The sequence below is a fragment of the Paenibacillus sp. F4 genome (assembly GCF_002894905.1).
GTDB lineage: Bacteria > Bacillota > Bacilli > Paenibacillales > Paenibacillaceae > Paenibacillus > Paenibacillus polymyxa_B.
The window spans coordinates 25,993-51,156 of record NZ_POVS01000005.1; the positions used below are offsets into that span (position 1 = coordinate 25,993).

Genomic DNA, 25,164 nt, shown 5'->3' on the forward strand with positions numbered 1-25,164 from the left:
TTAATGTACAAAAAGTCCCGCCACCCGCCGGAATTGCCCGTAGGCATCCTCCCACGCTTCTGACTCAGCAGGTTCATATTCCTCCACGGAAATAGAATCCGCGATGACCCGGCGTGCTTCCCATATATCGGCGAACTTTCCCTGTGTCATCCATTGTACCGCAAGATTGCCGATTGCGCTCGCTTCTGCAGGTCCCGCCCACACTGGTTTTTGAATCGAATTGGCCGTCCATTGGCACAGCAAGCGATTTTGAATCCCTCCTCCGACCATATGCAAACCATTAAACCGTTGTCCTGACACCTGCTCCGTAAGCTCCAGAATGTAACGGTACTTTAACGCCAGACTCTCCAAAATACAGCGCGTGATTTCTCCCGGCGTCTCGGGCAATGGCTGCCCGGTGTTACGGCAATATTGGCGAATACGTGTTTTCATATCCCCGGCATGCAGAAACAGTTCATCGTCCGGGTCAATCAAAGAAGTGAATGCTGGAGCCTGTTCTGCCATATGAACCAGTTCTGGGAAGGAATAGGAGTATCCCTGCCGCTTCCACTCTCTGCGCGCCTCCTGTAAAATCCATAAGCCCATAATGTTTTTAAGCAGCCTGTAAGTTCGACCGACCCCACCTTCGTTCGTAAAATTAAAACGAAGCGTATCGTCATTGATTACAGGCTGTGCCGTTTCCGTTCCCATCAGGGACCATGTTCCGCAGCTCAAGTACGCAAACGAGCGCTCCAGCGCAGGCACGGCAGCCACAGCAGATCCCGTATCGTGCTCTGCTACTGCAATTACAGGAATCGCCCCAATGCCCAGATCGGTCATGACCGACGAGCGGATAGTTCCTGCAACATTTCCTGGCTCCAGTACCTCACCAAACCAGGAACGGGGAATATTGATTCCAGACAAAAGCTCATCATCCCATTTTTGCTGCAACGGATTATATAATTGCGTGCTGGTCGCATTCGAAAACTCATTGTACATTTCACCTGTCAGAAAATACCGCAGCAGATCTGGAATCATCAAGAAATGCTTTGCCTGCTCCAGCAACGGAGAACTCGCATTTCGCATAGCAGCCAGCTGATAAATCGTATTAAACGTCAAAAACTGAATGCCTGTACGCTGAAAAATGAACTCTTTTCCCAGCCGTCTCTGTATTCCTTCCATCACCCCGTGGGTATGCCAATCCCGATAATGATAAGGGTTCCCCAGTAATTCTCCGGTTTCCCCAATTAATCCAAAATCGACCGCCCAGGAGTCAATCGCAAGACTGGACGGATTCACTCCCATATGCTTGGCTTTGAGCAATCCTTGCTGAACCTCGTGATACAGACGCAACAGATCCCAGTGCAGACGTTCCCCAACCTTGACCGGATCATTCGAAAAGCGATGGATTTCCTCCACCACTATACGTGAATCTGTCAATTCTCCGAGTAGAACCCTGCCGCTGCTTGCCCCCAAATCATAAGCGAGGATACTCACCAGCTTGCACCACCCTTGCCTCTTTGCAAAATCTGCGTACCATACTCAGACGCTAAGTAGGCTTTCATCGGGTCTGCTGGTAACCCTTGCTCTTCACGGATCGCTCTGAGCAATGGCGCCACATCAAACTCAAACGCTTGGCGCACAGCATCCTCTGCACCCAGCACATCCTGGCGGCTCGCCGCTTCCTCCACCTCTGCATGATTAATCAAGAGTGCCTTTGCATATTGAGTCTGCACATTCAGCACGGAGCGAATCATAGCAGGAATTTTGGGTTCAATATTATGCGACTGATCGATCAAATAAGCAATTTTATCGACGGTATGGCGAATATCCGCATCTACATCCTGAGCCGCATTCAAAATCTGATAAAAGATCAAAAATAACTCATACGGATTGGCAGAACCTACAATCAGATCATCATCCGCATATTTATAGCTATTAAAATGGAACCCACCTAGTCGCTTTTCATCAATTAGAAACGCGACAATATGCTCCACGTTGGCTCCCGGCAGATGATGCCCTGTATCCACCAGCACCTGTGCCTGCAGCCCCAACTTGGTTGCGAAATTGTACGCCATACCCCAATCGGCAATATCCGTATGATAAAAGGCAGGCTCAAACGCCTTGTATTCAATTAGCATACGCATGTCAGGCGTTAACGCCTTATACATTTCACTGAGCGCCTCCAGCATCCAATTTTTCCGCTTGCGAATGTCCCCCTGACCGGGATAATTCGTTCCGTCTGCGAACCATAAGCTAAAATCGTTAGAGCCCGTTTCCTTCGCAATATCCACGCATTCCAGCAAATGGTTGATGGCTTTGCGGCGGATGACCGGGTCTACATTCGTGACACTGCCGAGCATGTAGTCCTCGTCTTGAAACAGATTGGGATTCACTGCCCCAATCTGCAGACCGAGGCTTTCGGCATGACTGCGAAGCTTGCCGTAATTGTCTACTGTATCCCACGGAATGTGGATCGCAACGGATGGACATAGGCCTGTCACGGCATGAACCTGCGCGGCATCCTCCAACTTTTCGAACGGATCACGCGGCACACCTGTTTTCTGATAGACTTTAAACCGTGTACCTGAGTCGCCATATCCCCAGGATGGTGTTTCTATGCTAAGCGCTTTCAACTTTGCCTTTACTTGCTCCAAGTCAATGCCTCGTTGTTGCTGTTGCTCCTCGAATAAGGCGTACGCTTTGTCACTCATCGTGGTTCCTCCTTGGAAAATAAAGTGAGTTACGGGAGGCCGCTTCGCGTGCGGATTGTTCTTCCGATCGCTCCGCTGCTGACCACCCATAAAGTCACTTCTATTTTTAAAGTGTTAGTGTGTATATAAAGGATGAGAACACGTAAATGCGTTATATAACTTATTTACGTGTTCTCAACTAATTAATAAGCCCTTCGAAACTATCGTCATGTGGCTTGGATTAGTGAAATAGATTAGTACATTAGATTAGTACATTAAATTAGTTCGTTATAATCCTAAGTGTTGAGCCGTTGAAATGAGTCTATCGCCTGCATAGGTTCATTTTAATTCGGCTAGCGTGTAAATGCTGCGGGGACGCCACCGTCGATGGTCAGCATACAGCCTGTCGTTTTCTCTGCCTTGGATGAGGCGAAAAAGGCAATGCCCTCGGCGATATCCTGCGGATAAATGTTGACCAGCAGCGTCGTCCGTTTGCGGTAATGCTCCTCCAGCTGGTCGGGCTCGATGCCGTAGGCGGTAGCGCGCTCGTTGCGCCAATTGGAGTTCCAAATTGCCGAGCCTTGCAGAATGGCATCCGGCAAAATGGTGTTCACACGGATGCCATATTCACCGCCTTCTGCGGCAATACAACGGGCTAAATGTGCTTCCAGCGCCTTGACCGAGCTATATGCCGTTACATTTTTACCTGCGTAGACCGAGTTTTTGGAGCCGACGAACACCATGCTACCACCAAGTGTCTGCTCCTTCATGAGCTTGAACGCTTCTCGTGCAACCAGAAAATAACCCGTTCCCAGCACATTCACATTTAAATTCCATTCCTTTAACGATGTTTCATCGAACGGACTGGATGTAGCAAGGCCTGCATTGTTGACGATGATATCTACACCGCCATAGGTCAATGCCGTTTCTGCATAGGCAGCCTGAATTTGCTCCTCCTGCGTCACATCCATTTTTACGGCTATGGCACGGTTTTCTCCGTAGCTGCTATTTATCTCTGCGGCTACCTTTTGCGCGCCTTCCAGATTCAGATCTGCCAGTACGACATGTGCACCTTCATCCACCAAGCGACGTGCGGTTGCACTGCCAATTCCGCCCGCACCGCCTGTAATGAACGCAATTTTACGGGAAAATTCTGCTTCTGCTGGTGCGAGTGACAGCTTATAAAGCTCCAGCGGCCAATATTCCACGTTATATGACTCGTTCTCGCTGAGTGAAACAAACTCTCCTAACGCCGTTGCTCCTCGCATGACAGCAATAGCACGATGATACAAGGCGCCGCTTACCTGCGCGTTGCTCCAGCTTTTTCCTGTGTTGATCATACCGACACCCGGAATCAAAATTACACGTGGCGCAGCCTCAAACATAACATCTCCCTCATGCCGATTACGCTCGAAATAAGCTTGGTACTGCTCCTTATAGGCCGCTATACCCTCAGCGAGCTTAACTTTCAGGCCCTCTACGTCCTCCACATTCGGTGTCCAATCTACATAGAGTGGCTTCATCTTGGTATGAACCAGATGATCCGGGCACGCTGCCCCAACCTGGGATAAAAGAGCAGAATCTCGGCCGTTTACAAACTCCAACACATCCTCCGCGTCATCAAAGGTAAGGATCATCTTTTTCTCATCACTGACTGCACCCCGGACGGATGGCATAACTTGGGACGCAATGCTTCGGCGCTCTTCAGAAGTAAGCGCTTTATATTTTGCGCCTCCAAACGCCTGCTTTTCCTCTTGACGAGCTTTAATATAGCTTTCTGCTTCTTGAATGATTTCGATTGTTTTCGCATAAGCCGCTTCGGATGTCTCTCCCCACGTAACCAGACCATGCTTTTCCATCAATACCAATTCAGCTTGTGGATGATCGATTACACCTTGGGCAATCATTTTCGACAGCTTAAAGCCAGGACGGATATAAGGCACCCATACAAAACGGTCACCGAAAATTTCCTTAGCAATTTCCTTACCGTTGTGCGCACAACACAAACTAATAATCGCGTCCGGGTGTGTATGATCGACATGTCTAAAAGGCAGAAAAGCATGCAATAGCGTCTCAATTGAAGCCCGTGGATGCTTGGCATCTATCATACAGTTCGCCAAATATGCCACCATATCCTCGTCAGACATATCTTCCCTTTCAAATAAAGGACGAATATCCTCCATACGAAGCCCTGTGAAGTTATGCGCTTTCATTGTTGCTAGATCGGAACCGCTGCCCTTAACGTACATCACTTCTACTTCACGCCCACGAAAATCTTGTATCATCGTTTTGACCGAAGTGTTGCCGCCTCCCCAGTTGCACACACTCCTATCTGTGCCAATCAGGTTAGAACGGTATACGAGCTGTTCCAGCATGCTTTTCTGCTCAGATGCTTGTGAAGAAATCCACAGACTTTGTACCATAGGAAAAAGACCTCCAAGTTCTGTTTTTGTTTTGAATGGCTTTATTACAGTGGTTATTCTTTGTTTATGGAGACTATAACACTTTTGTTTTAATTTGAAAATAAGTAATACAAAAATAATCAAAAATAAATTTTAATTTTATCCATCTTAAAAAGGAATATATTCGTCTAGCTTAAAATATAATAAGGCCGTGCCGGATCAGGTATAAGGACCTTTTCCGGTACGGCCTTTTGACAGATAAATCACTTCATTACCAAGCATATTGCTACGAATTTGATTGCGCTCTGGTTCAAAGGAAGGAGGCTTAGGGCATATCAAGTCGTTTTTTAACGACTGCTGGTACACCTGCAGCCATGGTAAAGCTGGGTATATCATCTTTAACAAAGGCACCTCCACCTATCATAGACCAACAGCCGATGTGACATTTCTCTCGTACCGAGGCACCGACCCCGATATAGGCTCCTTCATCTATGGTTACGTTACCTGCCAGATTCACGCCGGGGGCTATGGTTACATAATCGCCAATAACCGCATCATGACTCACGTTAACACTCCGATTGATAATTACATGCTGTCCGATTTTAATATTGTCCGTCAGGATAGCCCCTTCAAAGATCATGCTTCCTTCTCCAATGGTGTTTCTTCGAGACAAGCGAACACGGGGATGTATTAGCGGAGCTGCGATACGAAATCCCGCTTGAATTGTATGATGAACGAATCGCTTCTTTAATGCCGGGTCACCCACCCCCGCACATATCAGCTCCACCTCATATTTTAATGCTTCAATGTCATTCAACGTTCCCAGTACAGGAACGCCATTTACGATCTGCCCTTTCGTCTCAGGCCGTTCGTCTAAAAAACCTGTCACTTGAACTCCCAGCTCTTCACATAACCAGTTGACTTCCCTCGCATGTCCGCCCGATCCCCAGATAACGATTTTTCTCATCCGCTTGCCTTTCTTCCCAAGTTCCCTAGAACGTTCACAATTCTTCGAACGATCATCTCGTCCAGCTCCTCCCACAAGGGCAGGCTGACAATATGTTTGGCAATATGCTCGGTAACATGAAGAGTAGAATGGAGATAACTTTGGAATTGTTTTTGCTGATGGCACGCCGGAGAAAAATAGGTTCTGGCTTCTATTGAATTAGAGGCTAATAACTTAACGACCTCTTGATTCGTGTGTGAATCTGGACTAAGAATAGGGATAAATTGATGAACAACCGATCCTTGCGTTTTTTGTATAGACCATCCTCTTTCTAATAAGTCTGCTTGGAGCAGTTCTTGAAGATAATATTCGTAGATAGTCCTTCTATTCTCCCGTACAGTCTTGAAATGATCAAGAGTGGCTAAAGCGATAGCAGCGGTATACTCAGATATCTTACTGTTTAGACCTTGGATGACAGACTCCCTGCTGCTGGAGAAACCAAAATTTCCTGCCTGACGAATCCGCTTGATGAGATCCTGATCCATACTATATACTAGGCCACCCTCTCCAATACCGAAGGATTTGGTGGCATGAAAGCTATATACGACGGCTCCTCCGAAACCTTTGCCAAAATGCGCGTTTTCTTCCTCCGAAGTCATAGTTCCAAAACTGGCAGCAGCATCAATGACTACCGGAATTCCCTGCTCCTGCAGCTTATTATATACGGATAAATCAATGGCTGTACCGAAAGTGGCATAAGGAACGATTACCGCAATCTCATCCCCCAGCAGCTTGACTGCCTGCTCTAACTGCTCCCTATTTATTTGCCAATTCTCCGGTTCAATGTCAAGGAAGTAGGGTTCCAGCCCGCACCACTCGGCAGCAAGTGGGGTGGCAGCAAAAGTAAAACTTGGCATAACTGCATATTTTCCCTGCGGTCGCTTGCTTTGAGCGATCGCCAAAATCAAGCCGATGGTAGCGTTATGGACGGTCACAGCCGAACCGATTCCATCAAACATTTGCGCAATGACCCGCTCTTCAAACAGGTTATTTAAGGGACCATAATTGGAATAAATCCGGGTCTCTTCTATTTTCTCAAAATTAGCAATAAATCGTTCCTTTTTTACTAAATTAGGCCGTAAGAAGGGAATGTCGAACATGAGCCAGCCTCCTTCGCATATGGAATGAGCAAGCTAGGATTCCAATGTTTTTAATATCATTTCAATTCGCTTGATATCTGCAACAAATTGTGGACGACCCCTTATTCGTTCCTGATAAGAATGAAGTGCAGTTTTAAACAAATCGTTAGTATCAAGAAATCCATCATCTCTTGCGGCAATCATAATATCTAACCATTCCGTGAACGCATTTTGACCAAGTGTTTGATTATTTTGATTGGGATGTATTCGGAAATAGCTTAGTGCTTCAGGAATATAAACTACTTTTCCTTTGGATAGTAAGTTCAACCAGGAAGCTAAATCATTAAGAAGAGAATACTGTTTTCCTTTATATACTCCAAACCGTTCGATAAGATCTGTTTTTTTAAATAACACTGTCGTAGGTTCACCAATCACATTTAAACAGCGAGTTAATGCAACGTTTGCCAACATTCTTCCGTCCATTATTCTTGTTTCTTCGAATAACTTTTCCGTTGCATAGAGCGGTGGGAGAATAGCCCCTGACTCATTAATGGTTTGCCGATATGAGGTAACCAGTGTGATGTTTTCGAAATTTTCAAAAAAATAGACCATCCTTGCTATTTTTTCTTTATGAAACATATCGTCATCCATCAAGTAATTGATATATTCACCTAACGCCAAATCGAAACATTTATGCCAATTTCCGAGAAAAAGATTTTTATCATTTTTATAGTATTTAATTTTGGGGAAAGAACCTAAATAAGAATCAAGCATTTCTTGTACTTCATTCGTTGTACTGTCATCACAAATAATGATTTCGATGTTCGGATAAGTTTGTTCCAATACACTGTCGATGGCGATTTTTAGTGTATGCGGCCGGTTATATGCAGGTATAACTACACTTACTAATGGGCATTCCACGCTTTCTCCACCTTTCTCTTATGCTTAGATGCTTACGCCGGAGGTTTCAGACGATTTATACGCTATGTTCATATGGGCTGGCATTTTCCTCACATCCCCGAACACATACACATACATATATATTACTGGGAAATAAAATGATGCCAGGAAAATGGATATTTTAATAAAAACAATAACTTACGTCTGAATCGGCACCTCTCTCTCGTTGGTGCTCGAAACTGGTAAAGGGGAATGATCATGTCATTGAATTTCACTCCGCTACTGACAACTCATTTATTTGTATCGAAGAAGGTTTTAAAGGATCATGTAAAAGAATTGATAGATAGATTGGAAGAAAATCACATTACAATAAACTTGTATGAGGCTGATCAACCACTTATAGACTATAGCCTCCAAAAGCCTCGGGTTTACGTCTCACTCGGAGAAGAGTGGGGAGAATTTCCAGCCCTAAAAGCGTTGTCTGGTCACGAAAAAAAACGCTGGCTGCATTTCCAATCACCAGACGAAATTCAACCTATGCATTTATTTTTCTGCTGGCTCAAGGCAACAGATCCTCTTCCGGAGAATAGAACGATTCCTCCAACACATTTTTCTTCAAACACACCTTTAATATCCGTGTTTACTGCCAGCTACAGGTCAAAAGAAAAAATTCAACGACCTTATCAATCTTTATTGAAGCAGACCTACAAGAACTGGGAATGGGTAATCGTGGATGATTCCGGTGATGAAGATGAGACATACAAAGAGTATTTACTCCCTTTAGAGGATCACCGTGTGCGGAGATATCGCCAGGATTCCCGCAATGGCTATATAGGGGCTATCAAAAGGTTTGCAGCAGGTCTATGTACAGGGGAAATTTTAGTAGAAGTCGATCATGATGATGAGCTAACACCTGACTGCCTGGAGAAAATCGTCAAAGCATTTCAACAAAACCCTGACTGCGGCTTTGTTTATGGGGATTGTGCTGAAGTGTATGCAGAGAGCAATCATGCACATTGGTATGGCTGGGATTGTGGCTTTGGTTACAGTGTTCATTATCGAGTCTGGCTGCATGAAATGAACAGATGGCAAAATGTACAAAAACATACGACCATTAATGGCAAAACCATTCGACATTTGGTCGGTTTACCCAATCATCCCCGTGCGTGGACGAGGGACTGTTACCATCTGATCGGAGGCCATCGCAATGAACTACTGGTAGCAGATGATTACGATATGCTGGTCCGGACGTTTCTTTGTACTAAATTTGTAAACATCCCCGATTTGATATATATCCAATATCGTAACGAACATGGAAATAACACTACATTTCTCAGAAATAAGCAGATTCAGGTTCTTGTAAGGGAACTATATAGATGCTATTTTCAAAGGATCCAAATGAGATTGAAAGAGCTCGATTTACCAGAACTATTGCCTTATCGTCGTATATGGGAGACTTCTACGGATGATCCCGCCCGGAAATCTGCTCACGTTATTCAAGAAGATACCTCAAGATTCTCGATATTGTTCCCTATTCCCCATTCCTGCCCTGAAATAGAGCATACCCAATTAATTAAGACGCTCCAAAAGAGCATTGAAAACAACTTTAGGGAGATCGAAATTGTGGTTGTAGGTCGAATTCCATTAGAAATCGAAACCTATGCCTCCAAAGCTCCCAGGGGAGCCATACGATGGTGGCCAATGGAGCCAAATGATTCATTAGAAACTTGTATTCAATATGGAAAATTTATTGCGTCCTGCAAAGAGAAAGTGGTTGTGTTTCCGTAAATTACAACAAGGCTGATTAGAATATTAGCCAACAATTATTTTCCAATACCTTTGTCGAAGTCTCTCTGAATCATTTCCATGAGACTTCGACAAAGGTTTTTTTGGTTACAGCAGAACTGCAAACATTAACTTAAGACAAAAAAAGGACCCAAAAGTTATAAATAACTTTTGAGTCATCTAAATATACCTTGACCTTAAGCTTACAGAATGCCTTGAGGTCCTTGGTCACCTTGCGGTCCTTGAACACCCTGAGGCCCTTGGTCGCCTTGCGGTCCTTGAACACCCTGAGGGCCTTGGTCACCTTGAGGTCCTTCAGGTCCTTGGTCGCCTTGTGGTCCTTGAACTCCTTGAGGGCCTGCAGCACCTTGTGGACCTAGAGGGCCTTGAGCACCTAGAGGGCCTTGAACACCTTGTGGACCTAGAGGGCCTTGAGCACCTTGTGGTCCTTGAACGCCCTGAGGTCCTTGGTCACCTTGCGGTCCTTGGACTCCTTGCGGTCCTTGGACTCCTTGAGGTCCTTGGTCTCCTTGAACACCCTGAGGTCCTTGGTCGCCTTGAACTCCTTGAGGTCCTTGGTCTCCTTGTACGCCCTGAACACCCTGAGGGCCTTGGTCTCCTTGTGCCCCTTGAACACCCTGAGGGCCTTGATCGCCTTGGACTCCTTGAGGTCCTTGGTCACCTTGAACTCCTTGAGGTCCTTGATCGCCTTGAACTCCCTGAGGTCCTTGGTCTCCTTGTACGCCCTGAACACCCTGAGGTCCTTGATCGCCTTGCGATCCTTGAACTCCCTGAGGTCCTTGATCGCCTTGGACTCCTTGAGGTCCTTGGTCGCCTTGAACTCCCTGAGGTCCTTGATCGCCTTGGACTCCTTGAGGTCCTTGGTCACCTTGAACTCCTTGAGGTCCTTGGTCACCTTGAACTCCTTGAGGCCCTTGGTCGCCTTGGACTCCTTGAGGTCCTTGATCGCCTTGGACTCCTTGAGGTCCTTGATCGCCTTGCGATCCTTGAACACCCTGAGGTCCTTGATCGCCTTGGACTCCTTGAGGTCCTTGGTCGCCTTGGGCTCCTTGAACACCTTGAGGTCCTTGAACACCCTGAGGTCCTTGGTCGCCTTGAACACCCTGAGGTCCTTGATCGCCTTGGACTCCTTGAGGTCCTTGATCGCCTTGAACTCCTTGAACTCCTTGAGGCCCTTGGTCGCCTTGGACGCCTTGAGGTCCTTGGTCACCTTGAACTCCTTGAGGTCCTTGGTCTCCTTGGACTCCTTGAGGTCCTTGATCGCCTTGAACTCCTTGAGGCCCTTGGTCGCCTTGAACTCCTTGAGGCCCTTGGTCGCCTTGGACTCCTTGAGGTCCTTGGTCTCCTTGTACGCCCTGAACACCCTGAGGTCCTTGATCGCCTTGGACTCCTTGAGGTCCTTGGTCTCCTTGTACGCCCTGAACACCCTGAGGTCCTTGATCGCCTTGGACTCCTTGAGGTCCTTGGTCGCCTTGAACTCCTTGAGGTCCTTGATCGCCTTGGACTCCTTGAGGTCCTTGGTCGCCTTGAACTCCCTGAGGTCCTTGATCGCCTTGAACTCCCTGAGGTCCTTGATCGCCTTGGACTCCTTGAGGTCCTTGATCGCCTTGAACTCCTTGAGGCCCTTGGTCGCCTTGGACGCCTTGAGGTCCTTGGTCGCCTTGTACGCCCTGAACACCCTGAGGGCCTTGGTCACCTTGTACGCCTTGAACTCCTTGAGGTCCTTGGTCGCCTTGAACTCCTTGAGGTCCTTGGTCACCTTGAACTCCTTGAGGTCCTTGATCGCCTTGGACTCCCTGAGGTCCTTGATCGCCTTGGACTCCCTGAGGTCCTTGGTCGCCTTGAACTCCCTGAGGTCCTTGATCGCCTTGGACTCCTTGAGGTCCTTGATCGCCTTGAACTCCTTGAGGCCCTTGGTCGCCTTGGACTCCTTGAGGTCCTTGATCGCCTTGAACTCCTTGAGGCCCTTGGTCGCCTTGGACGCCTTGAGGTCCTTGGTCTCCTTGTACGCCCTGAACACCCTGAGGTCCTTGGTCACCTTGTACGCCTTGAACTCCTTGAGGTCCTTGGTCGCCTTGTACGCCTTGAACTCCCTGAGGTCCTTGGTCGCCTTGGACTCCTTGAGGTCCTTGATCGCCTTGGACTCCTTGAACTCCCTGAGGTCCTTGATCGCCTTGGACTCCTTGAGGTCCTTGATCGCCTTGGACTCCTTGAACTCCCTGAGGTCCTTGATCGCCTTGGACTCCTTGAGGTCCTTGGTCGCCTTGTACGCCTTGAACTCCCTGAGGTCCTTGATCGCCTTGGACTCCTTGAGGTCCTTGATCGCCTTGGACTCCTTGAGGTCCTTGATCGCCTTGGACTCCTTGAGGTCCTTGGTCGCCTTGAACTCCCTGAGGTCCTTGATCGCCTTGGACTCCTTGAGGTCCTTGGTCACCTTGAACTCCTTGAGGTCCTTGGTCGCCTTGAACTCCTTGAGGCCCTTGGTCGCCTTGGACGCCTTGAGGTCCTTGATCGCCTTGAACTCCTTGAGGCCCTTGGTCGCCTTGGACGCCTTGAGGTCCTTGGTCACCTTGAACTCCTTGAGGTCCTTGATCGCCTTGAACTCCTTGAGGCCCTTGGTCGCCTTGGACGCCTTGAGGTCCTTGGTCACCTTGAACTCCTTGAGGTCCTTGGTCGCCTTGAACTCCCTGAGGTCCTTGGTCGCCTTGAACTCCTTGAGGCCCTTGGTCGCCTTGAACTCCTTGAGGCCCTTGGTCGCCTTGATCGCCTTGAACTCCCTGAGGTCCTTGGTCGCCTTGAACTCCCTGAGGTCCTTGATCGCCTTGAACTCCTTGAGGTCCTTGGTCGCCTTGTACGCCTTGAACTCCCTGAGGTCCTTGGTCACCTTGAACTCCCTGAGGTCCTTGGTCGCCTTGAACTCCCTGAGGTCCTTGGTCGCCTTGGACTCCTTGAGGTCCTTGATCGCCTTGAACACCTTGAGGTCCTTGAACACCTTGATCGGTTCCTAAAAGTTCATCAGATACTAACCGATGCGCAGGTACTAATTGCCCCAATGCATCTTTACCCCAAACAGAAATTTGAGTTTCATCCTCTGCTGGCCCGCTTGTGGTAAAAACGAATTCAAATGCATCGAAACCTGCAAAGAAATTCCTAGTTATAACCACATTTGGCCCCACTGCTACTAGTTGTTGTACATATAATGTTCTGCTGCCGTTTAAAATAAAACCCTCAATCAGAACAGTAGAAGAATTTACAGAATCTCGGTTATCTATTTTTACTGTGACCAGTTGGGTGGGTCTGACTCCTAGAACAGGATCGTTTGCAATGGGTCCAGTTGATAATACTGCCATTTAGGTACTCCCTCCTCTCTAGTAAAAAGCAAGCTTTTTTTGTGAACAATGAGATCTTTCTCAAGATCCTGTTCCCTCTATTGTATGTCTCAACCATTTGCTGCGATTGTGGTTCTATCTCTGTACATTTGTTGAGTTTTAAGACCCTAGTTGCTCATCCGCAACAATGCGCTGAACATCAATGATTGCACCACTCCCGTTTTTTCCCCAAACTGAAATATCAGTACTTTCTTCTGCTAAACCGCTTGTGGTAAAAACGAATTCATATGCGTCGAAGTTCGCTAGATAATTTCTCGTAACAACTGCATTGGGGGCTAAAGCTATTTGTTCTAGTACATGTAATGTTCGTAACCCATTTAAAATGTAGCCTTGAATTAAAACAATTGAAGAATTGACTAAATCGCGGTTAATTATTTTAACAGTAACCTGCTGGATAGGCCTGATCCCACTAACAGGACTATTCTCAATAGGTCCAGTTGATAATACAGCCATTAAGTTGATCTCCCCTTTCCTATCTATTAACTACAAATCCATATCATATAAAATACTATATATATATTGAACTTAAAAAATATACTGGGTTTTAATCCACTATATTATTTTACAGTTCAATCTATATAGAACAGAATAGGGATTACTGTAGCTCCATGTATCATATTAATAACTTGTTACATATGATTGTTTGTTTACCTATTAAAATTAAAATAGATATTTACTTATTCAAGCCGTTTTAAATTCCGGGGACATTAAAAGGTAGTGACCGAGCATTAAGTAAGCTGATTCATCAAATTCATTTCCAACCATAAAAGGATAAAGGCACCCTGAGAAAAAAGTGTCTTTATCCTTGTAGATCAATTTCAAATAAACTATATTCTCTTGCAATCACATTTACACAGAAACAGTGAAGTTATAATAGTTTCTTACAAATGCCACTTGTGCCAACAGTTCATGCTACAACACTCTAATAGATCTATTTTTTAATTTCTCAAATTGTTCCAACCTTTGTTTCTCATCCCATAAATAATGAAATCCCCATCTATTTGCCGTGTCCCCTTCTCGCAGCCCTTGTTTTAAAGCCGAGAAACGTGAATTTATATAGTCAAGTCCCAAGTATTTATAATGTAGCAATAAAACATCATTGTTGGATGGCTTTATGACGTCCCCTATAGGTGAAGCAGTATGCCTGCCTGGACTGAAATTTATTTCTTGAATCGCATTTGGATTAAATATTTGTGGCTTATCGTACGTTTGACTTCTTACACCATTCCTTACCGTTTCATATAATGGTTGATGGCTACTCGGAAAAAAATCAGAAACCATCTCATAACCATCAGGGACAATCAATGTTATCCCTTTAGAGGTGCATTCTTGCAGATATGTTCTAAGGTTAGGGTGATAGAAATGTTCATCAGCGTCACAGACAATAACCCAGTCTGCTTTTCCTCTGCTTCCTTTCCAAAATTGATTGAATTTATCTTGTGCTGATTTCACGAGAGAATTACCTTCTATTTCAAATCTATCTATAACAACTTTGGGATTTTCCCTTAACATGGATACAGAATTATCAGTTGAGCCATTATCGAAAATATAGTATTGATCCGCTATATTATCATAGTGCTTAAAAAAAAACGGGAGCATCTTTTCTTCATTCCAGCATAAAGCATATACATGGATTATCACGTACTCTTCCCCTTTCAAATTCAAAGCTTATGGACCAACTTGCTTGATAATATATGCAACTTATATTTGTGGGGTTCAAATCGTGGATGATGTGCTTTACTGCTTAGCAAAAGCCAACCCGGACCCCATATTGGCTTTTAATAGCTAGTTCTTATCCTAAATTCATAGTTGGTAAAAGTGGATACCTCTTCAAAGGTACAGTAGACTTGTTCATGATGTAAGTGATAATGTTATATTATTCCAATCACTTCAGATGAGGTGCGCTATGCTCGAAAAAGATACGCAGGAAATTCTGGCTTATTAGATGATGGTGGAGAAATAGGCAGGTTAGAGCGAGGCATAGGAAAAATAGAACTGGAAAGATCAAAAGAAATCATTTCACGTTATCTCAGCGAGTCTACTCATGTTATTTACGATATCGGCGGCGGTATAGGGGTCTACTCTTCGTGGTTGGCAGAACTGGGATACGAAGTGCATCTATTTGATCTATCTCCCCAAGCCATTGAATTCACTCCAGCAGCAACTGAACAACCCCAACATCAGCAAGCTGGAAACCGCAGTATCATTTAACGGAACAGAAAGAACGAGTAAAAGCACTGCAAGAAGCGGCGCGTGTCTTAAAAAAAGGGGGAACGCTGATTACTTCAGCTATTTCCAGGTTTGGCTCGCTACTGTGGGGACTATCGGTATACGGCGAGCGCAATACCATTGTGGAGGAAGATGCGTTCATGGATATGGTCAGACAGGAGCTGACAGATGGTCAGCATGTGCGCCCTGCTGCTTACCCCTCTTTTATCGCGCGCTCCTACTTTCATACATCGGATACCTTGCGTGCAGATTGGCAGGCTGCTGGATTGCCGGAGCCTCGTGTATTGGGCGTAGAAGGTCCCATCTGGATTGCACCCGGATTTGAAGAGAAGTGGGCGGTTCCTTTCCATCGCAGCCGTTTGCTAGATATATCACGGCAAGTTGAAGAGCAGGAGTCTGTGATCGGTATGAGCCCGCATATGCTGGCGGTAGGTACCAAGTCTTGAAGCTCATCACCTCTACAACTATGGAGAGATATAGCCTATGGGAAGACGTATCTGGATACCTCTTTTAGAAAAGTCGTTTTGGATCGCATGGATACAGCCAAGATTAATCGATTATCTCGAAAAAATTAAACTGAGCCTTGTGCTTCAAACCTTATCCGGAGGCAAAGCTCACAATGCACTGTTCCCAGTGCACCGCCTTCTGCTATACCTCATCGTCGGCTGGATACTGGGCTGTGAGCGACTGTTTCATTTTCGCAGATGGCAAAAGGACTCTCTACTCCAACGTTTTCTTGGGGAGCGCTGTCCACACTACTCGCTTCTGTACAAGGAACTGGATCGGCTGGGAAAAACGAATCCTAATGTACGAAGGGAACTCCGGCAAGTGAACCTCGAAGTGATCCGGCCTTGTCTGTCCTCCAAGCTCATTCTCGATTTGGATTCGACTGTGGAGACGGTCTACGGCAATCAGGACTAAGCGGCGAAAGGCGAGAATGCCTATAAGCCGGCGCGCAAAAGCTACCATCCTTTGCTCGCTTCTGAAGGACAGTCCCACCTTTGTCTGAATGCCGTGCTCCGCGCGGGAAATGTTCACTCTTCCACTGAGGCTTCCCCTTTTCTGGAAGAAACCTTTAGCCTCTTAGGTCAGCACTGGGTCCAATATGCCCGGTTTGACAAGGGCTTTGGCGGCGAAGACTTCTATTCACTCTGGGAAGGACAGCAGATCGACTATGTGGGAAAAATGAAATGGACCAAGCGATTGGCGGCTGAAGTGGCCGCTTGTCGATATTGGAAACGTTACGTGGACGAAGACTGGAGTGGGAATCCATCGATTTGTGGCGCTTTTACAACCAGCGGTGTTGATGGAAAACTACATCAAGGAAGTCATAGTCGAACCACCGCACTCAAACTGGCGAAGGCATTCGTCAATCGCCACACCTGGAAACAGGTGGAATATCGAACCGCCCTATTGGAATGAGGCTCCTAAAATCTCACATGGAAATGTAGATGCCCGGTCTCCTGGGGAGGGAGAATCTGTGTGCTAGTAAGCCGTTTTGGAATTCCCCCCTGTTAATACACCCTGATTCTTACAGCTTTTTTGAGCAGTGAGTCTCTGGCTTCTTTGATCTTATGGGCTTTCGAAATTTAGGATTATTTGTGTTGGATTTTCTTTACGAAGATTTATATGAAGAACACAGGCTGCAAATATCTTTTCTACTTTTATGATGTCTTCCGGTGTGTAATTAATATTCGAGACTTTTTGTAGTTTATCAGGAAAATAAACTTGACTTGGTTAAACAAAAATTAAAAATTGAGGTACAGGGTTCCATTCTTTATAATGCTCCCATAGGTTGAGACACGGGAGCGTGATAAATAAGTTATAATAAAGCTATGGAAAAACGGAACCGATACACCCCAGAGTTTAAGACGAAGATTGTGCTGGAGGTCTTGCAGGAAGAGCAGACCGTGAACGAGATTGCCGCCAAATATGAAATGAGTCCGTGATGATTAGCTGGTGGAAAGCCGAGTTTCTGAGCCGGGCGTCTATGGTGTTCGAGAAAGGGACGAGTGAAGCGGACAAGATGAGAAAGGAATACGAAAGCAAACAGGAGCGCCTAGAAAAGCTGGTCGATCAACTTACCGTTGAAGTCGACTGGCTCAATGGGAGCATTACACATCTTCCGGCAATCCCCAGTTCATTAATGAATTTCGGCATTATCGGAATGATCAGCCCGATGCCGGTGAACACCGGAAACAGGTTCAGCATAAGAACACATCATATCCCCCCTCATAATTTAAGGGTTGCCGCTCCCTCTGTAATTCTAAGCAAAAAAGCACCTGCTCTTCGGCAGATGTTCCTCGCCTTTCGTATTTCTTGAGACTATCCAGTTCATTTATCCGTTCTAATCGTTCAACCCTTTGCCCTCCAGAATGGGCTGTGTGTATTTTTCAACCCTTGAAACGCGCGTTTTGAACTGCTTCGGTTCTGAAAAATACAGCAGATACGCTCTCTGGCTTCCGAGCGTCAACGCTTCAAACGCCGTTTTTAGGTCCGGTCGCTCCTCGAATTTAAGCCGCAGTTCTTCGGGAACCGTATACTCGGCATGTTTTTCAGTTCCACTGCAAGACCGGCTTCCTCCATCCAAACAGCGCCTCCTCCTAAACACTGTTGGACAAATAGCCGCGCTCAGGGTCAAAGATCATCTTTTGAACGGGTTCTATCCGCTCGTCTATAATTCTATACGGTGATCTTCCATATTCAATTTGACAATACCGGGATAATTTAATGTAATGAAATAATACGAGCCGTTGCATTCAATAATTTTCGAAAACTTGCTCTGATCGTTATATTTATGCCCTTTGTCACTGGCAGTTTTATATACTGAAAAGATGAATCCGTTAAATCGAAGATCGCTATGCACTCAACCGAATGTGGGGAAAAATAAAGTTTACGGCCGCTTTGATAGATATGGTGGTACACTCTCCAATCCAGCGCTTAGTTTATCGTCAAGCATGAACGTGCGAGCAGCGGAGAGATTGTTGTTCCTTTTCATAATTGATATATCTACAACTCAGTGCATGTTGCGCGTTTATTGCTGCTCGGCAAATCTCCACCAGGCAAATGTTCCGACTATTCCGGCTATTCCCGTAGACGCAATAATGATTATACTACTCAACTTTAAAAACCCGGTGCTTTGAAATACCGACGGGATGGTCCACGGAAAATAGGGGGCGAATCCAAAAGAGGCCAAAACATTTGAGAGAATGACGATTATCAGGATGAGTCCTAATGGTGCCAAGTATCCCTTGCTCACATTGGCCAGAAGGGTGCCTGGTGTGGTAACAATAATAAACAATAGCGATGTTATAATGAATTTAAAGAAGATATTCCAAATAAAAGAAGCTAACCCGCCCGCAACTCCTAGAATACCCCCCACGGCAAAACCTATGGCAAACATATACATGGAAAGTAATAGGCTCCATGCTAAAATTACAAGAAATTTGGACAGTACAATTTTCGATCTGGAAACGGGCTTTGCAAGCAAATCTTTAATTGTTTTATCCGAAAACTCTCGTCCAAATACCCATGCCGCGATAAAGGTGTACCCGATAAGTCCCAGCGGGGCAAGACTATCAAGCAATTCGGTTAAATACATTTTCCAATTGATGCCGCCGGCGTCACTGGATAAAATAATTCCGACTCCCATCATGATTGGCCCAAATGCAAAAATAAGAAATACCAACCAAAACACATTGGCGCGGATAATCTTGCGAATCTCACAATGTAAGACAGAAAAAATATTCATTATATATTCCCCCTTGTCATACCAATTGTGCGGAGAAAATATCCTTCCAAATCCTCCGTAATCACTCGAAGCAATGTTGGCGGTTGATTGGATTTAACCAGCAGTTCGGCCAGTCGTTCAGGACTATCCGCTGCGTGGTCATCGGTTAATTTAATATAGCCGTCTGTTATCTCCTCAAATTCATATCCATGCTCTTCAAGCACCTCCTTTAAGGCATGTTTGTCACGGCCATTCACCACTAAGTTTTTCTGTAACGATTGCTCCAGCTTATCCATTGCGACTTCTTTAACAAGATGGCCATTGTGAATAATCCCAATGCGTGTGGAAACTTTCGAGAGTTCCTCTAACAGATGGCTGGATATAAAAACAGTTACGCCGAAATTTTTCGCTAGGTTATATAACATATTCCGTATCTCCGCCACGCCTGCGGGATCGAAGCCATTTATCGGCTCATCCAATATTAGAATTTCCGGATTGTGAATCATTGCTTTCGCAAGTCCCAGGCGCTGTTTGTTTCCTAAAGAAAGATTCTTTGCCTTCTTCTGTTTGTGCAGCTCAAGCCCCAACTTATAGATAACCCGATTTACGGAATCTTTGTCAGGCACCCCTTGCATGCGTCGTGCTATGTCAAGATTTTCAACTACAGTTAAATCGGGATAAAAAGTAGCCTCCTCCAAATATCCAACCTTGTCCCATAATTTATAGTTTCCGGCATCGACCTTTTCACCTAACATATAGAGCTTGCCGGAGGTTGGCTTGAGCATCGCCAAGAGCATCTTTATGGTCGTTGTCTTTCCAGCGCCATTCAGTCCCAAAAATCCAAATATCTCTCCTCGGCTCACCTCCAGCGAAAGATTGTTCAATGCGATATAGTCGCCAAATTTTTTGTGCACTCCCTCAATTTGTATGGCGGGCGTTCCGCCATTTTTTTCCTTTGATAAAATACTCATAGCCTTCAACTCCTCCATAAACAGAGAGCTTATTCAGGATTCTAAGTACGACACTCCTGAACAAGCTCAATCAGAAATTTTTCAATAAATCTACTTTATGATGTCCTGGCAATCGCTTAAGCGAGGCGAGGCTGGCCCAAGCCCAATTGAGCAGAGCCAATTCAGCACTACCTCATGCAGCACGTTGATGTTGTCTACCTGACAGTGTTCTAATCCGCCAAGTCGTCTATCCTCTATCGGGTAGAACGTCTTGTTTTTCGAACCCGCTTGCTCGTAATTCTTCAAGGCTTGTGTCAGCGGATTTGGCTGAACCAATATCTCTTCCGCTCCGTGCATTACAAGAAGCGGACATTCTATCTGGTGGAGCACGCCCTCAAGATCATAGGCAAAACGCGGATTCCCCGCAAAATCCTCCAAGCTTTTTGCCCCCAGAATTCTCATGCCGTGTGCGGCCAGACTCGGCGGCATCCATTTAAGCATGGCATCCCAGTCGAAGGCGTGCGTACCGCCGTCGGAGATGACGGCAGCAATCCTGTGATCGAACGAAGCGAATCGCAGCGAGTCGTAAGCCGCAAAACTCTCCCCGTGCACGATAATCTTATCGGGATCGACTTCCGGCCGCGTTAGAAGAAAGTCGATTGCTCGGGAATGGAAAGCCTCACTGTCCGCTCGTCTTCCTTTTCCCTTTTCGTACAGCGAGAGGCCGGTGCCAGGCTGGTCATAGACCAGAAAGTTATATCCACACGAAATAAAAGCGGGACCTAGCCAGAAATAGTTTTCAATTGACCACTCGTCGCCACCGTTGAGAGCAAAAAGGGTCGGCTTCGGACCTTTTATCCAGGAAGGGGAGAAGAAGTAACCATCCAACTTGACATCTTCGTAATCGACTTGGATCTTCTCCGGTTGGACATCGAAGTACTTTCCGGCAGCTTCGAAGAGTTCATTTACTTTCTTAAATATACGGATTTTCTCGGTGTCATCATCCATCACCGCATATTCCGCAATTCTGTAGTAATTGCAGGCACGAATGTAGCAGTTTCGTGCTGTATACCAGTTTCCAGCCGTTTCGGCCTCCTTGCCGTGTCTTTCCAATGCCTGAGCCGTTATGAGCCATTCCCTGTGCCACGTGTCCTTGTCATCGGGATCGATTTTTTTGCAGGCCTCGTAGATCTCGGTGACGTCCGTAGCACCGAGGCTTGCCATACCCAAAGCTTTGGTGACTTGGTATGACATCATGTAGTTATTGGGCCAACGGCTGAACTCAATTGACATTGCAACATCCTCCTTTTCCAGTTCTAGTGATTGTAGTTTTTTTACTACAAGTAATTTTTACAACACAAAGATAAAGCTTCTTTAAAAGAAAAATAAATGTTTATAAAGAGAATATAAAAAACTATAAACCGCTGAAAAAACAAAAAAAGGCTGCTGCCTGGGTGTTCACACCTGGCAGCAGCCTTTAACTCCTGTAGTAAAAGAAAATGTGCAAAAATAAAATCAGTGTTGTGCGGCCAAGGGAAGGCTGAATCTTATCCCCAAACCGCCATATTCGGAAGGGTAGGCGCAAATTTTGCCCCTATGATGTTCAATAATGGATTTACAGCTTGCAAGACCCAGACCCAGCCCGCCCTTTTGGATTTGCCGCGATTTATCCACAGTGAAAAATTTGAGGAACAGAGAAGATATATCCTTATCCGGCACTCCAATTCCATTATCCTCGATTTGAAAAAAGGCATACTGTCCTAGCTGGTATCCGGTCATATACACTTTCAGTTTATTTTTCCCTCCATATCTTACAGCATTGCTAAAGAGGTTGCCGAAAACCCGACGTATCATCGGTTCATTGACCATCAGAAATATATTTTCCGTGAATGAATGGCGGCAAGTAAGCTCGTTGTCAAGTCCCGCCAACTCATACTCATATTCAAGGGCAATGTTTTCAAATAATTTTGATGCTTTTACAGGTTTAGCTACCATAGATTCCAACTTCAGTTTTTCTTTGGTGAAGCTGGAGAAATCATTGATGAGTTCGACCATATATCCTGACTTCTTTTGAATCAAATCATAATATTCCTGCTTTTCAGTTTCTGGTAAATCCTTGTGTGTAGCCAGCAGTTCAGTAAAACCATTAATAGATGTCAAGGGTGTTTTCAAGTCGTGGGCAATTGCCGCGATCATATCGATCTGCTCTTTGTGCGCGAGTTGAAGCCGATGCTCCATCTTATTGAAGTGCTTATAAAGTTCTCCGATCTCATCATTACTTCTCAGAGCTAGCGGAGGCAGTGGATGTACAATATTTACTTCTTCAAGCCTGGTATTCAGAAGCTGAATGGGTTTCTCTATGCAAAAATGAATATAGATAATCAGAATAATAAATATGAAACAGGCAATTGCAAATATGGGCAGGAGCAATGCTATATATCGCGAGTCCAGCAATGAACTGCGTATAGGGGAATATACTGCAAAGACAAGCTTCAGATACATTCCAATCGAAAACATGAATATTATAAACATCAGCAGGAACAAAAGAGGGAGCTTTATTTTCAGTTTCATACTATTGCTCTCTTTCCGTGTATTTATATCCTATGCCCCATATTGTTTTAATAAAGTCATATTCAGAACCAAGTTTCTTACGGATATTTTTTATATGAACCGTTACGGTATTTATTTCTCCGTATTCGTCTCCCCAGACGTTTTCATATATCTGCTCACGAGTCAATACATGATTGGGGTGGCGCATGAGGATAGACAGAATCTGAAATTCCTTCGTTGATAAGTCGAGCTTCCTGCTATTCAGAAATGCTTCAAACGTCTTATCGTTCAAAATGAGCGGAGCATCCGCCTTTTCGTTACTGGGACTAAGTTCATCCCACTCTTTAAAAAGCCTGTCCACTTTTCTGAAGTGAGCCTTTATCCTGGAGACAAGCTCCTGAATACTGAAAGGTTTGGTCATGTAATCGTCTGCTCCTATTTCGAGCCCGACGATTTTATCAATGTCCTTATCACGTGCACTTAAAAACAGAATTGGGACATTATAAGAATTTCGGATACTTCTGCAGACATCAAGTCCATCCATATTAGGCATCACTATATCAAGAACGATGAAATCAATGTGATTTTCTTCCAATGCAGATAAGGCTTCTTTCCCGGAACATGCCGAAATTATTGCAAATTGCTCGTACCTTAAACTCTTTGTGATGAGTTTTACGATTTCTTCATCGTCGTCTACAACTAATATCGTTTTTGGCATCTTTATACCTCCCAACCTCTTTAAATGGACTGCATTTATATAACACAAGAGCCGCATGGACTCGAATTGACAAAAAAAGTCGCGCTCAAAGCGCCTCTCCAGTTCCGGATATTTCTCCTTTGGATGCCAGTTGAGGTAATAGGATTTCTTGAAGCAACATGTTGATTTCTTTTAAAAAGGCTTTATTGTCCGGACTTCCTCCCAGAAAAATGCCTTGGGGGTTGCTCAATACAGCGTTATCCCCATTATTAGATAAAAAATTCTACCCGGTATGGTGCCGCTAATGACACCTTGAATCGATATGTGATGCTTCATTGTATTAAAAAGACCGAATGCCTTATAAAAATAAGATTCTGCGAGTTCCATTCCTTGAATCATGTGATGAGCACACATCTGTCTGATTTGCCTCCCATAAGCCTATGAAAGATTCTTTCTTATTCATCTAAATACATAAACCTCTCATAAGCTTTTTGATTTGTTTGTTCGTATTCAAACATCATCACTCCTTTAAACGTATTAGAGGATTAGGCTCTAGGATGGTCTGTACTTGATGCCTCGCTTCATTATGGATAACACATACAATTCGGTCAAGTGTACTTTGGGTAAGAAGAAGGCCTCGGCAGCACAATTGAATGGCTTCTGTGTATAGGCTATTGTAAGGGTAGGAGACTTTTCCCAGATAAAAGAACTTACAGGAGGTTGTTTTCCTTGATGATCCTTCCGCTTATGGAGACAACATTATGAGAAGTGAACATGAAATGCTTCATACCATTCTCCATTTTGCTCAAGAGGACGAACGGGTACGTGCCGTGATTCTGAATGGTTCACGCGCCAATCCACATGCTCCACGGGATATTTTTCAGGATTATGATATTGTCTTTCTCGTATCTTCCATGGACAGCTTTATTCAGGAACGTCGCTGGATCAACCATTTTGGTGAATTGATCATTATGCAGACGCACGATGAGCATATGGAACCTACCCCGATGCCCCATGATCGCTTTGCTTTTCTCATGTTATTTACGGACGGCAATCGCATAGATCTTACACTCTACCCTGCGAATAACATCGCCAATTGGACCCGAGACAGCTTAAGTGTACTGCTGCTGGATAAAGACGGGCTTGTGGAGCCTTTCCCACCGCCAAGTCTTCAAGATTATAAGACGATACCTCCAACTGCCCAAGTCTATACGAATTCCTGCAACGAGTTCTGGTGGGTCAGTACTTATGTGGCTAAAGGGTTATGGCGACAGGAGCTACCCTATGCCAAATTTATGCTGGATCGGCCTGTGAGAGATGCGCTTCACTTGATGCTGGAATGGCATATTGGTATACGAACAGACTTCGCTGCAGATCCGGGTAAACAGGGAAAATATTTCGAGAACTACCTTGAACCTGGACTTTGGACACTCTATATCCAAACGTTTGCGGATGCAGATTATGAACATATGTGGCAGTCTCTTTTGATCATGGGAAATTTATTTAGAGAAGTTGCCTTGGAAGTAGCGAACCATTATGGTTACGAATATCCGACTCTGGACGATCAACGTGTTACAAACTATCTCCATCACGTAAAAGCTCTCCCAGCAGATGCTAAGGACATTTATTGATAAAAAAAACAGTCGGCACTTGATTTATATGGGGACTGACCCCATAGCGTGAGACAAATTTTAAAACACCTTCAAGAGAATGCAGCCATGTCGTAAGATATGGAGACAACCTTGGAGGTGTTT

Annotated in this window: 20 protein-coding genes and 2 pseudogenes; 7 read left to right on the top strand and 15 right to left on the bottom strand. The window is 45.1% G+C overall.

All coding sequences use genetic code 11. From position 1 onward, the window contains the following. The 6 genes from rhaB to C1T21_RS02415 form a co-directional block, all read right to left on the bottom strand. The gene (gene rhaB, locus C1T21_RS02390; RefSeq protein ID WP_103047060.1) at positions 1-1,476 is read right to left on the bottom strand and encodes a rhamnulokinase; all 1,476 of its coding nucleotides are present in this window, start codon (positions 1,474-1,476) and stop codon (positions 1-3) included. Then, positions 1,473-2,693 carry an L-rhamnose isomerase gene (rhaI, locus tag C1T21_RS02395; protein WP_103047061.1) on the bottom strand — a complete coding sequence of 407 codons (1,221 nt, stop codon included), beginning with the start codon at positions 2,691-2,693 and terminating at the stop codon, positions 1,473-1,475. The genes rhaB and rhaI overlap by 4 nt, the downstream gene beginning before the upstream one ends. 332 nt (positions 2,694-3,025) lie before the next feature. After that, positions 3,026-5,095: a bifunctional aldolase/short-chain dehydrogenase gene (locus C1T21_RS02400; protein ID WP_103047062.1), complete on the bottom strand. Its 2,070-nt coding sequence runs from the start codon at positions 5,093-5,095 to the stop codon at positions 3,026-3,028. A gap of 304 nt (positions 5,096-5,399) precedes the next feature. Beyond that, positions 5,400-6,041: an acetyltransferase gene (locus C1T21_RS02405; protein WP_103047063.1), complete on the bottom strand. Its 642-nt coding sequence runs from the start codon at positions 6,039-6,041 to the stop codon at positions 5,400-5,402. Further along, positions 6,038-7,180 carry a DegT/DnrJ/EryC1/StrS family aminotransferase gene (locus tag C1T21_RS02410; RefSeq protein ID WP_103047064.1) on the bottom strand — a complete coding sequence of 381 codons (1,143 nt, stop codon included), beginning with the start codon at positions 7,178-7,180 and terminating at the stop codon, positions 6,038-6,040. The genes C1T21_RS02405 and C1T21_RS02410 overlap by 4 nt, the downstream gene beginning before the upstream one ends. Before the next feature lie 33 nt (positions 7,181-7,213). Beyond that, positions 7,214-8,080 (bottom strand): glycosyltransferase family 2 protein, encoded by an 867-nt coding sequence (locus tag C1T21_RS02415; protein WP_103047065.1) that lies wholly within the window; start codon positions 8,078-8,080, stop codon positions 7,214-7,216. A gap of 237 nt (positions 8,081-8,317) precedes the next feature. Here C1T21_RS02415 and C1T21_RS02420 point away from each other — a divergent pair, with 237 nt between their 5' ends. After that, positions 8,318-9,847, top strand: coding sequence for a glycosyltransferase (locus C1T21_RS02420; RefSeq protein WP_103047066.1), 1,530 nt, complete (start codon positions 8,318-8,320; stop codon positions 9,845-9,847). 418 nt (positions 9,848-10,265) lie between these two features. Here C1T21_RS02420 and C1T21_RS02430 read toward each other — a convergent pair whose 3' ends face one another. From C1T21_RS02430 to C1T21_RS02440, 3 genes are all read right to left on the bottom strand, one after another. Further along, positions 10,266-12,857, bottom strand: a complete 2,592-nt coding sequence (locus tag C1T21_RS02430; protein ID WP_219727863.1) for a hypothetical protein — start codon at positions 12,855-12,857, stop codon at positions 10,266-10,268. Positions 12,858-13,353: 496 nt separating this feature from the next. Continuing rightward, on the bottom strand, positions 13,354-13,707 hold the full coding sequence (locus C1T21_RS02435; protein WP_103047068.1) for a hypothetical protein: 354 nt from the start codon (positions 13,705-13,707) through the stop codon (positions 13,354-13,356). 459 nt (positions 13,708-14,166) lie between these two features. After that, on the bottom strand, positions 14,167-14,895 hold the full coding sequence (locus C1T21_RS02440; RefSeq protein WP_103047069.1) for a glycosyltransferase family 2 protein: 729 nt from the start codon (positions 14,893-14,895) through the stop codon (positions 14,167-14,169). 258 nt (positions 14,896-15,153) lie between these two features. Between C1T21_RS02440 and C1T21_RS27680 the strand changes: the two genes are divergently transcribed. From C1T21_RS27680 to C1T21_RS28395, 5 genes and pseudogenes are all read left to right on the top strand, one after another. Beyond that, positions 15,154-15,465: a class I SAM-dependent methyltransferase gene (locus tag C1T21_RS27680; protein WP_258012334.1), complete on the top strand. Its 312-nt coding sequence runs from the start codon at positions 15,154-15,156 to the stop codon at positions 15,463-15,465. A gap of 158 nt (positions 15,466-15,623) precedes the next feature. Continuing rightward, positions 15,624-15,929, top strand: coding sequence for a hypothetical protein (locus tag C1T21_RS27685; protein WP_258012335.1), 306 nt, complete (start codon positions 15,624-15,626; stop codon positions 15,927-15,929). Between the two features lie 106 nt (positions 15,930-16,035). Beyond that, positions 16,036-16,905, top strand: a pseudogene (locus C1T21_RS28530) (transposase); the annotation flags it as partial. Between the two features lie 413 nt (positions 16,906-17,318). Beyond that, positions 17,319-17,432 (top strand): transposase, encoded by a 114-nt coding sequence (locus tag C1T21_RS28390; RefSeq protein WP_348622253.1) that lies wholly within the window; start codon positions 17,319-17,321, stop codon positions 17,430-17,432. Next, on the top strand, positions 17,432-17,806 hold the full coding sequence (locus C1T21_RS28395; protein ID WP_374703714.1) for a hypothetical protein: 375 nt from the start codon (positions 17,432-17,434) through the stop codon (positions 17,804-17,806). Before C1T21_RS28390 ends, C1T21_RS28395 begins: the two co-directional genes overlap by 1 nt. Before the next feature lie 24 nt (positions 17,807-17,830). Here the strand turns inward: C1T21_RS28395 and C1T21_RS02460 are convergent. The 6 genes and pseudogenes from C1T21_RS02460 to C1T21_RS02485 all read right to left on the bottom strand — a co-directional run. Then, positions 17,831-18,078 (bottom strand): annotated as a pseudogene (locus tag C1T21_RS02460) (YdeI/OmpD-associated family protein); the annotation flags it as partial. A gap of 439 nt (positions 18,079-18,517) precedes the next feature. Then, positions 18,518-19,234, bottom strand: coding sequence for an ABC transporter permease (locus C1T21_RS02465; RefSeq protein ID WP_103047070.1), 717 nt, complete (start codon positions 19,232-19,234; stop codon positions 18,518-18,520). Next, on the bottom strand, positions 19,234-20,184 hold the full coding sequence (locus C1T21_RS02470; RefSeq protein WP_103047071.1) for an ABC transporter ATP-binding protein: 951 nt from the start codon (positions 20,182-20,184) through the stop codon (positions 19,234-19,236). The genes C1T21_RS02465 and C1T21_RS02470 overlap by 1 nt, the downstream gene beginning before the upstream one ends. Positions 20,185-20,274: 90 nt before the next feature. Beyond that, positions 20,275-21,456 (bottom strand): alpha/beta hydrolase, encoded by a 1,182-nt coding sequence (locus C1T21_RS02475; protein WP_103047072.1) that lies wholly within the window; start codon positions 21,454-21,456, stop codon positions 20,275-20,277. 222 nt (positions 21,457-21,678) lie between these two features. Then, positions 21,679-22,734: a HAMP domain-containing sensor histidine kinase gene (locus tag C1T21_RS28285; protein ID WP_103047073.1), complete on the bottom strand. Its 1,056-nt coding sequence runs from the start codon at positions 22,732-22,734 to the stop codon at positions 21,679-21,681. A 1-nt stretch (position 22,735) separates the two neighbouring features. Continuing rightward, the gene (locus C1T21_RS02485) at positions 22,736-23,431 is read right to left on the bottom strand and encodes a response regulator transcription factor (protein ID WP_103047074.1); all 696 of its coding nucleotides are present in this window, start codon (positions 23,429-23,431) and stop codon (positions 22,736-22,738) included. Between the two features lie 740 nt (positions 23,432-24,171). Here C1T21_RS02485 and C1T21_RS02490 point away from each other — a divergent pair. Next, on the top strand, positions 24,172-25,041 hold the full coding sequence (locus C1T21_RS02490; RefSeq protein ID WP_103047075.1) for an aminoglycoside 6-adenylyltransferase: 870 nt from the start codon (positions 24,172-24,174) through the stop codon (positions 25,039-25,041). The last annotated feature ends 123 nt before the right edge of the window (positions 25,042-25,164 follow it).

Coding starts and splice junctions, on each gene's coding strand:
- rhaI (WP_103047061.1), bottom strand. CDS start 2,693: ATGAGTGACAAAGCGTACGCCTTATTCGAGGAGCAACAGCAACAACGA.
- C1T21_RS02400 (WP_103047062.1), bottom strand. CDS start 5,095: ATGGTACAAAGTCTGTGGATTTCTTCACAAGCATCTGAGCAGAAAAGC.
- C1T21_RS02405 (WP_103047063.1), bottom strand. CDS start 6,041: ATGAGAAAAATCGTTATCTGGGGATCGGGCGGACATGCGAGGGAAGTC.
- C1T21_RS02410 (WP_103047064.1), bottom strand. CDS start 7,180: ATGTTCGACATTCCCTTCTTACGGCCTAATTTAGTAAAAAAGGAACGA.
- C1T21_RS02420 (WP_103047066.1), top strand. CDS start 8,318: ATGTCATTGAATTTCACTCCGCTACTGACAACTCATTTATTTGTATCG.
- C1T21_RS02435 (WP_103047068.1), bottom strand. CDS start 13,707: ATGGCTGTATTATCAACTGGACCTATTGAGAATAGTCCTGTTAGTGGG.
- C1T21_RS27685 (WP_258012335.1), top strand. CDS start 15,624: ATGGATATGGTCAGACAGGAGCTGACAGATGGTCAGCATGTGCGCCCT.
- C1T21_RS28390 (WP_348622253.1), top strand. CDS start 17,319: ATGGAAAAACGGAACCGATACACCCCAGAGTTTAAGACGAAGATTGTG.
- C1T21_RS28395 (WP_374703714.1), top strand. CDS start 17,432: ATGATTAGCTGGTGGAAAGCCGAGTTTCTGAGCCGGGCGTCTATGGTG.
- C1T21_RS02465 (WP_103047070.1), bottom strand. CDS start 19,234: ATGAATATTTTTTCTGTCTTACATTGTGAGATTCGCAAGATTATCCGC.
- C1T21_RS02470 (WP_103047071.1), bottom strand. CDS start 20,184: ATGAGTATTTTATCAAAGGAAAAAAATGGCGGAACGCCCGCCATACAA.
- C1T21_RS02475 (WP_103047072.1), bottom strand. CDS start 21,456: ATGTCAATTGAGTTCAGCCGTTGGCCCAATAACTACATGATGTCATAC.
- C1T21_RS28285 (WP_103047073.1), bottom strand. CDS start 22,734: ATGAAACTGAAAATAAAGCTCCCTCTTTTGTTCCTGCTGATGTTTATA.
- C1T21_RS02485 (WP_103047074.1), bottom strand. CDS start 23,431: ATGCCAAAAACGATATTAGTTGTAGACGACGATGAAGAAATCGTAAAA.
- C1T21_RS02490 (WP_103047075.1), top strand. CDS start 24,172: ATGAGAAGTGAACATGAAATGCTTCATACCATTCTCCATTTTGCTCAA.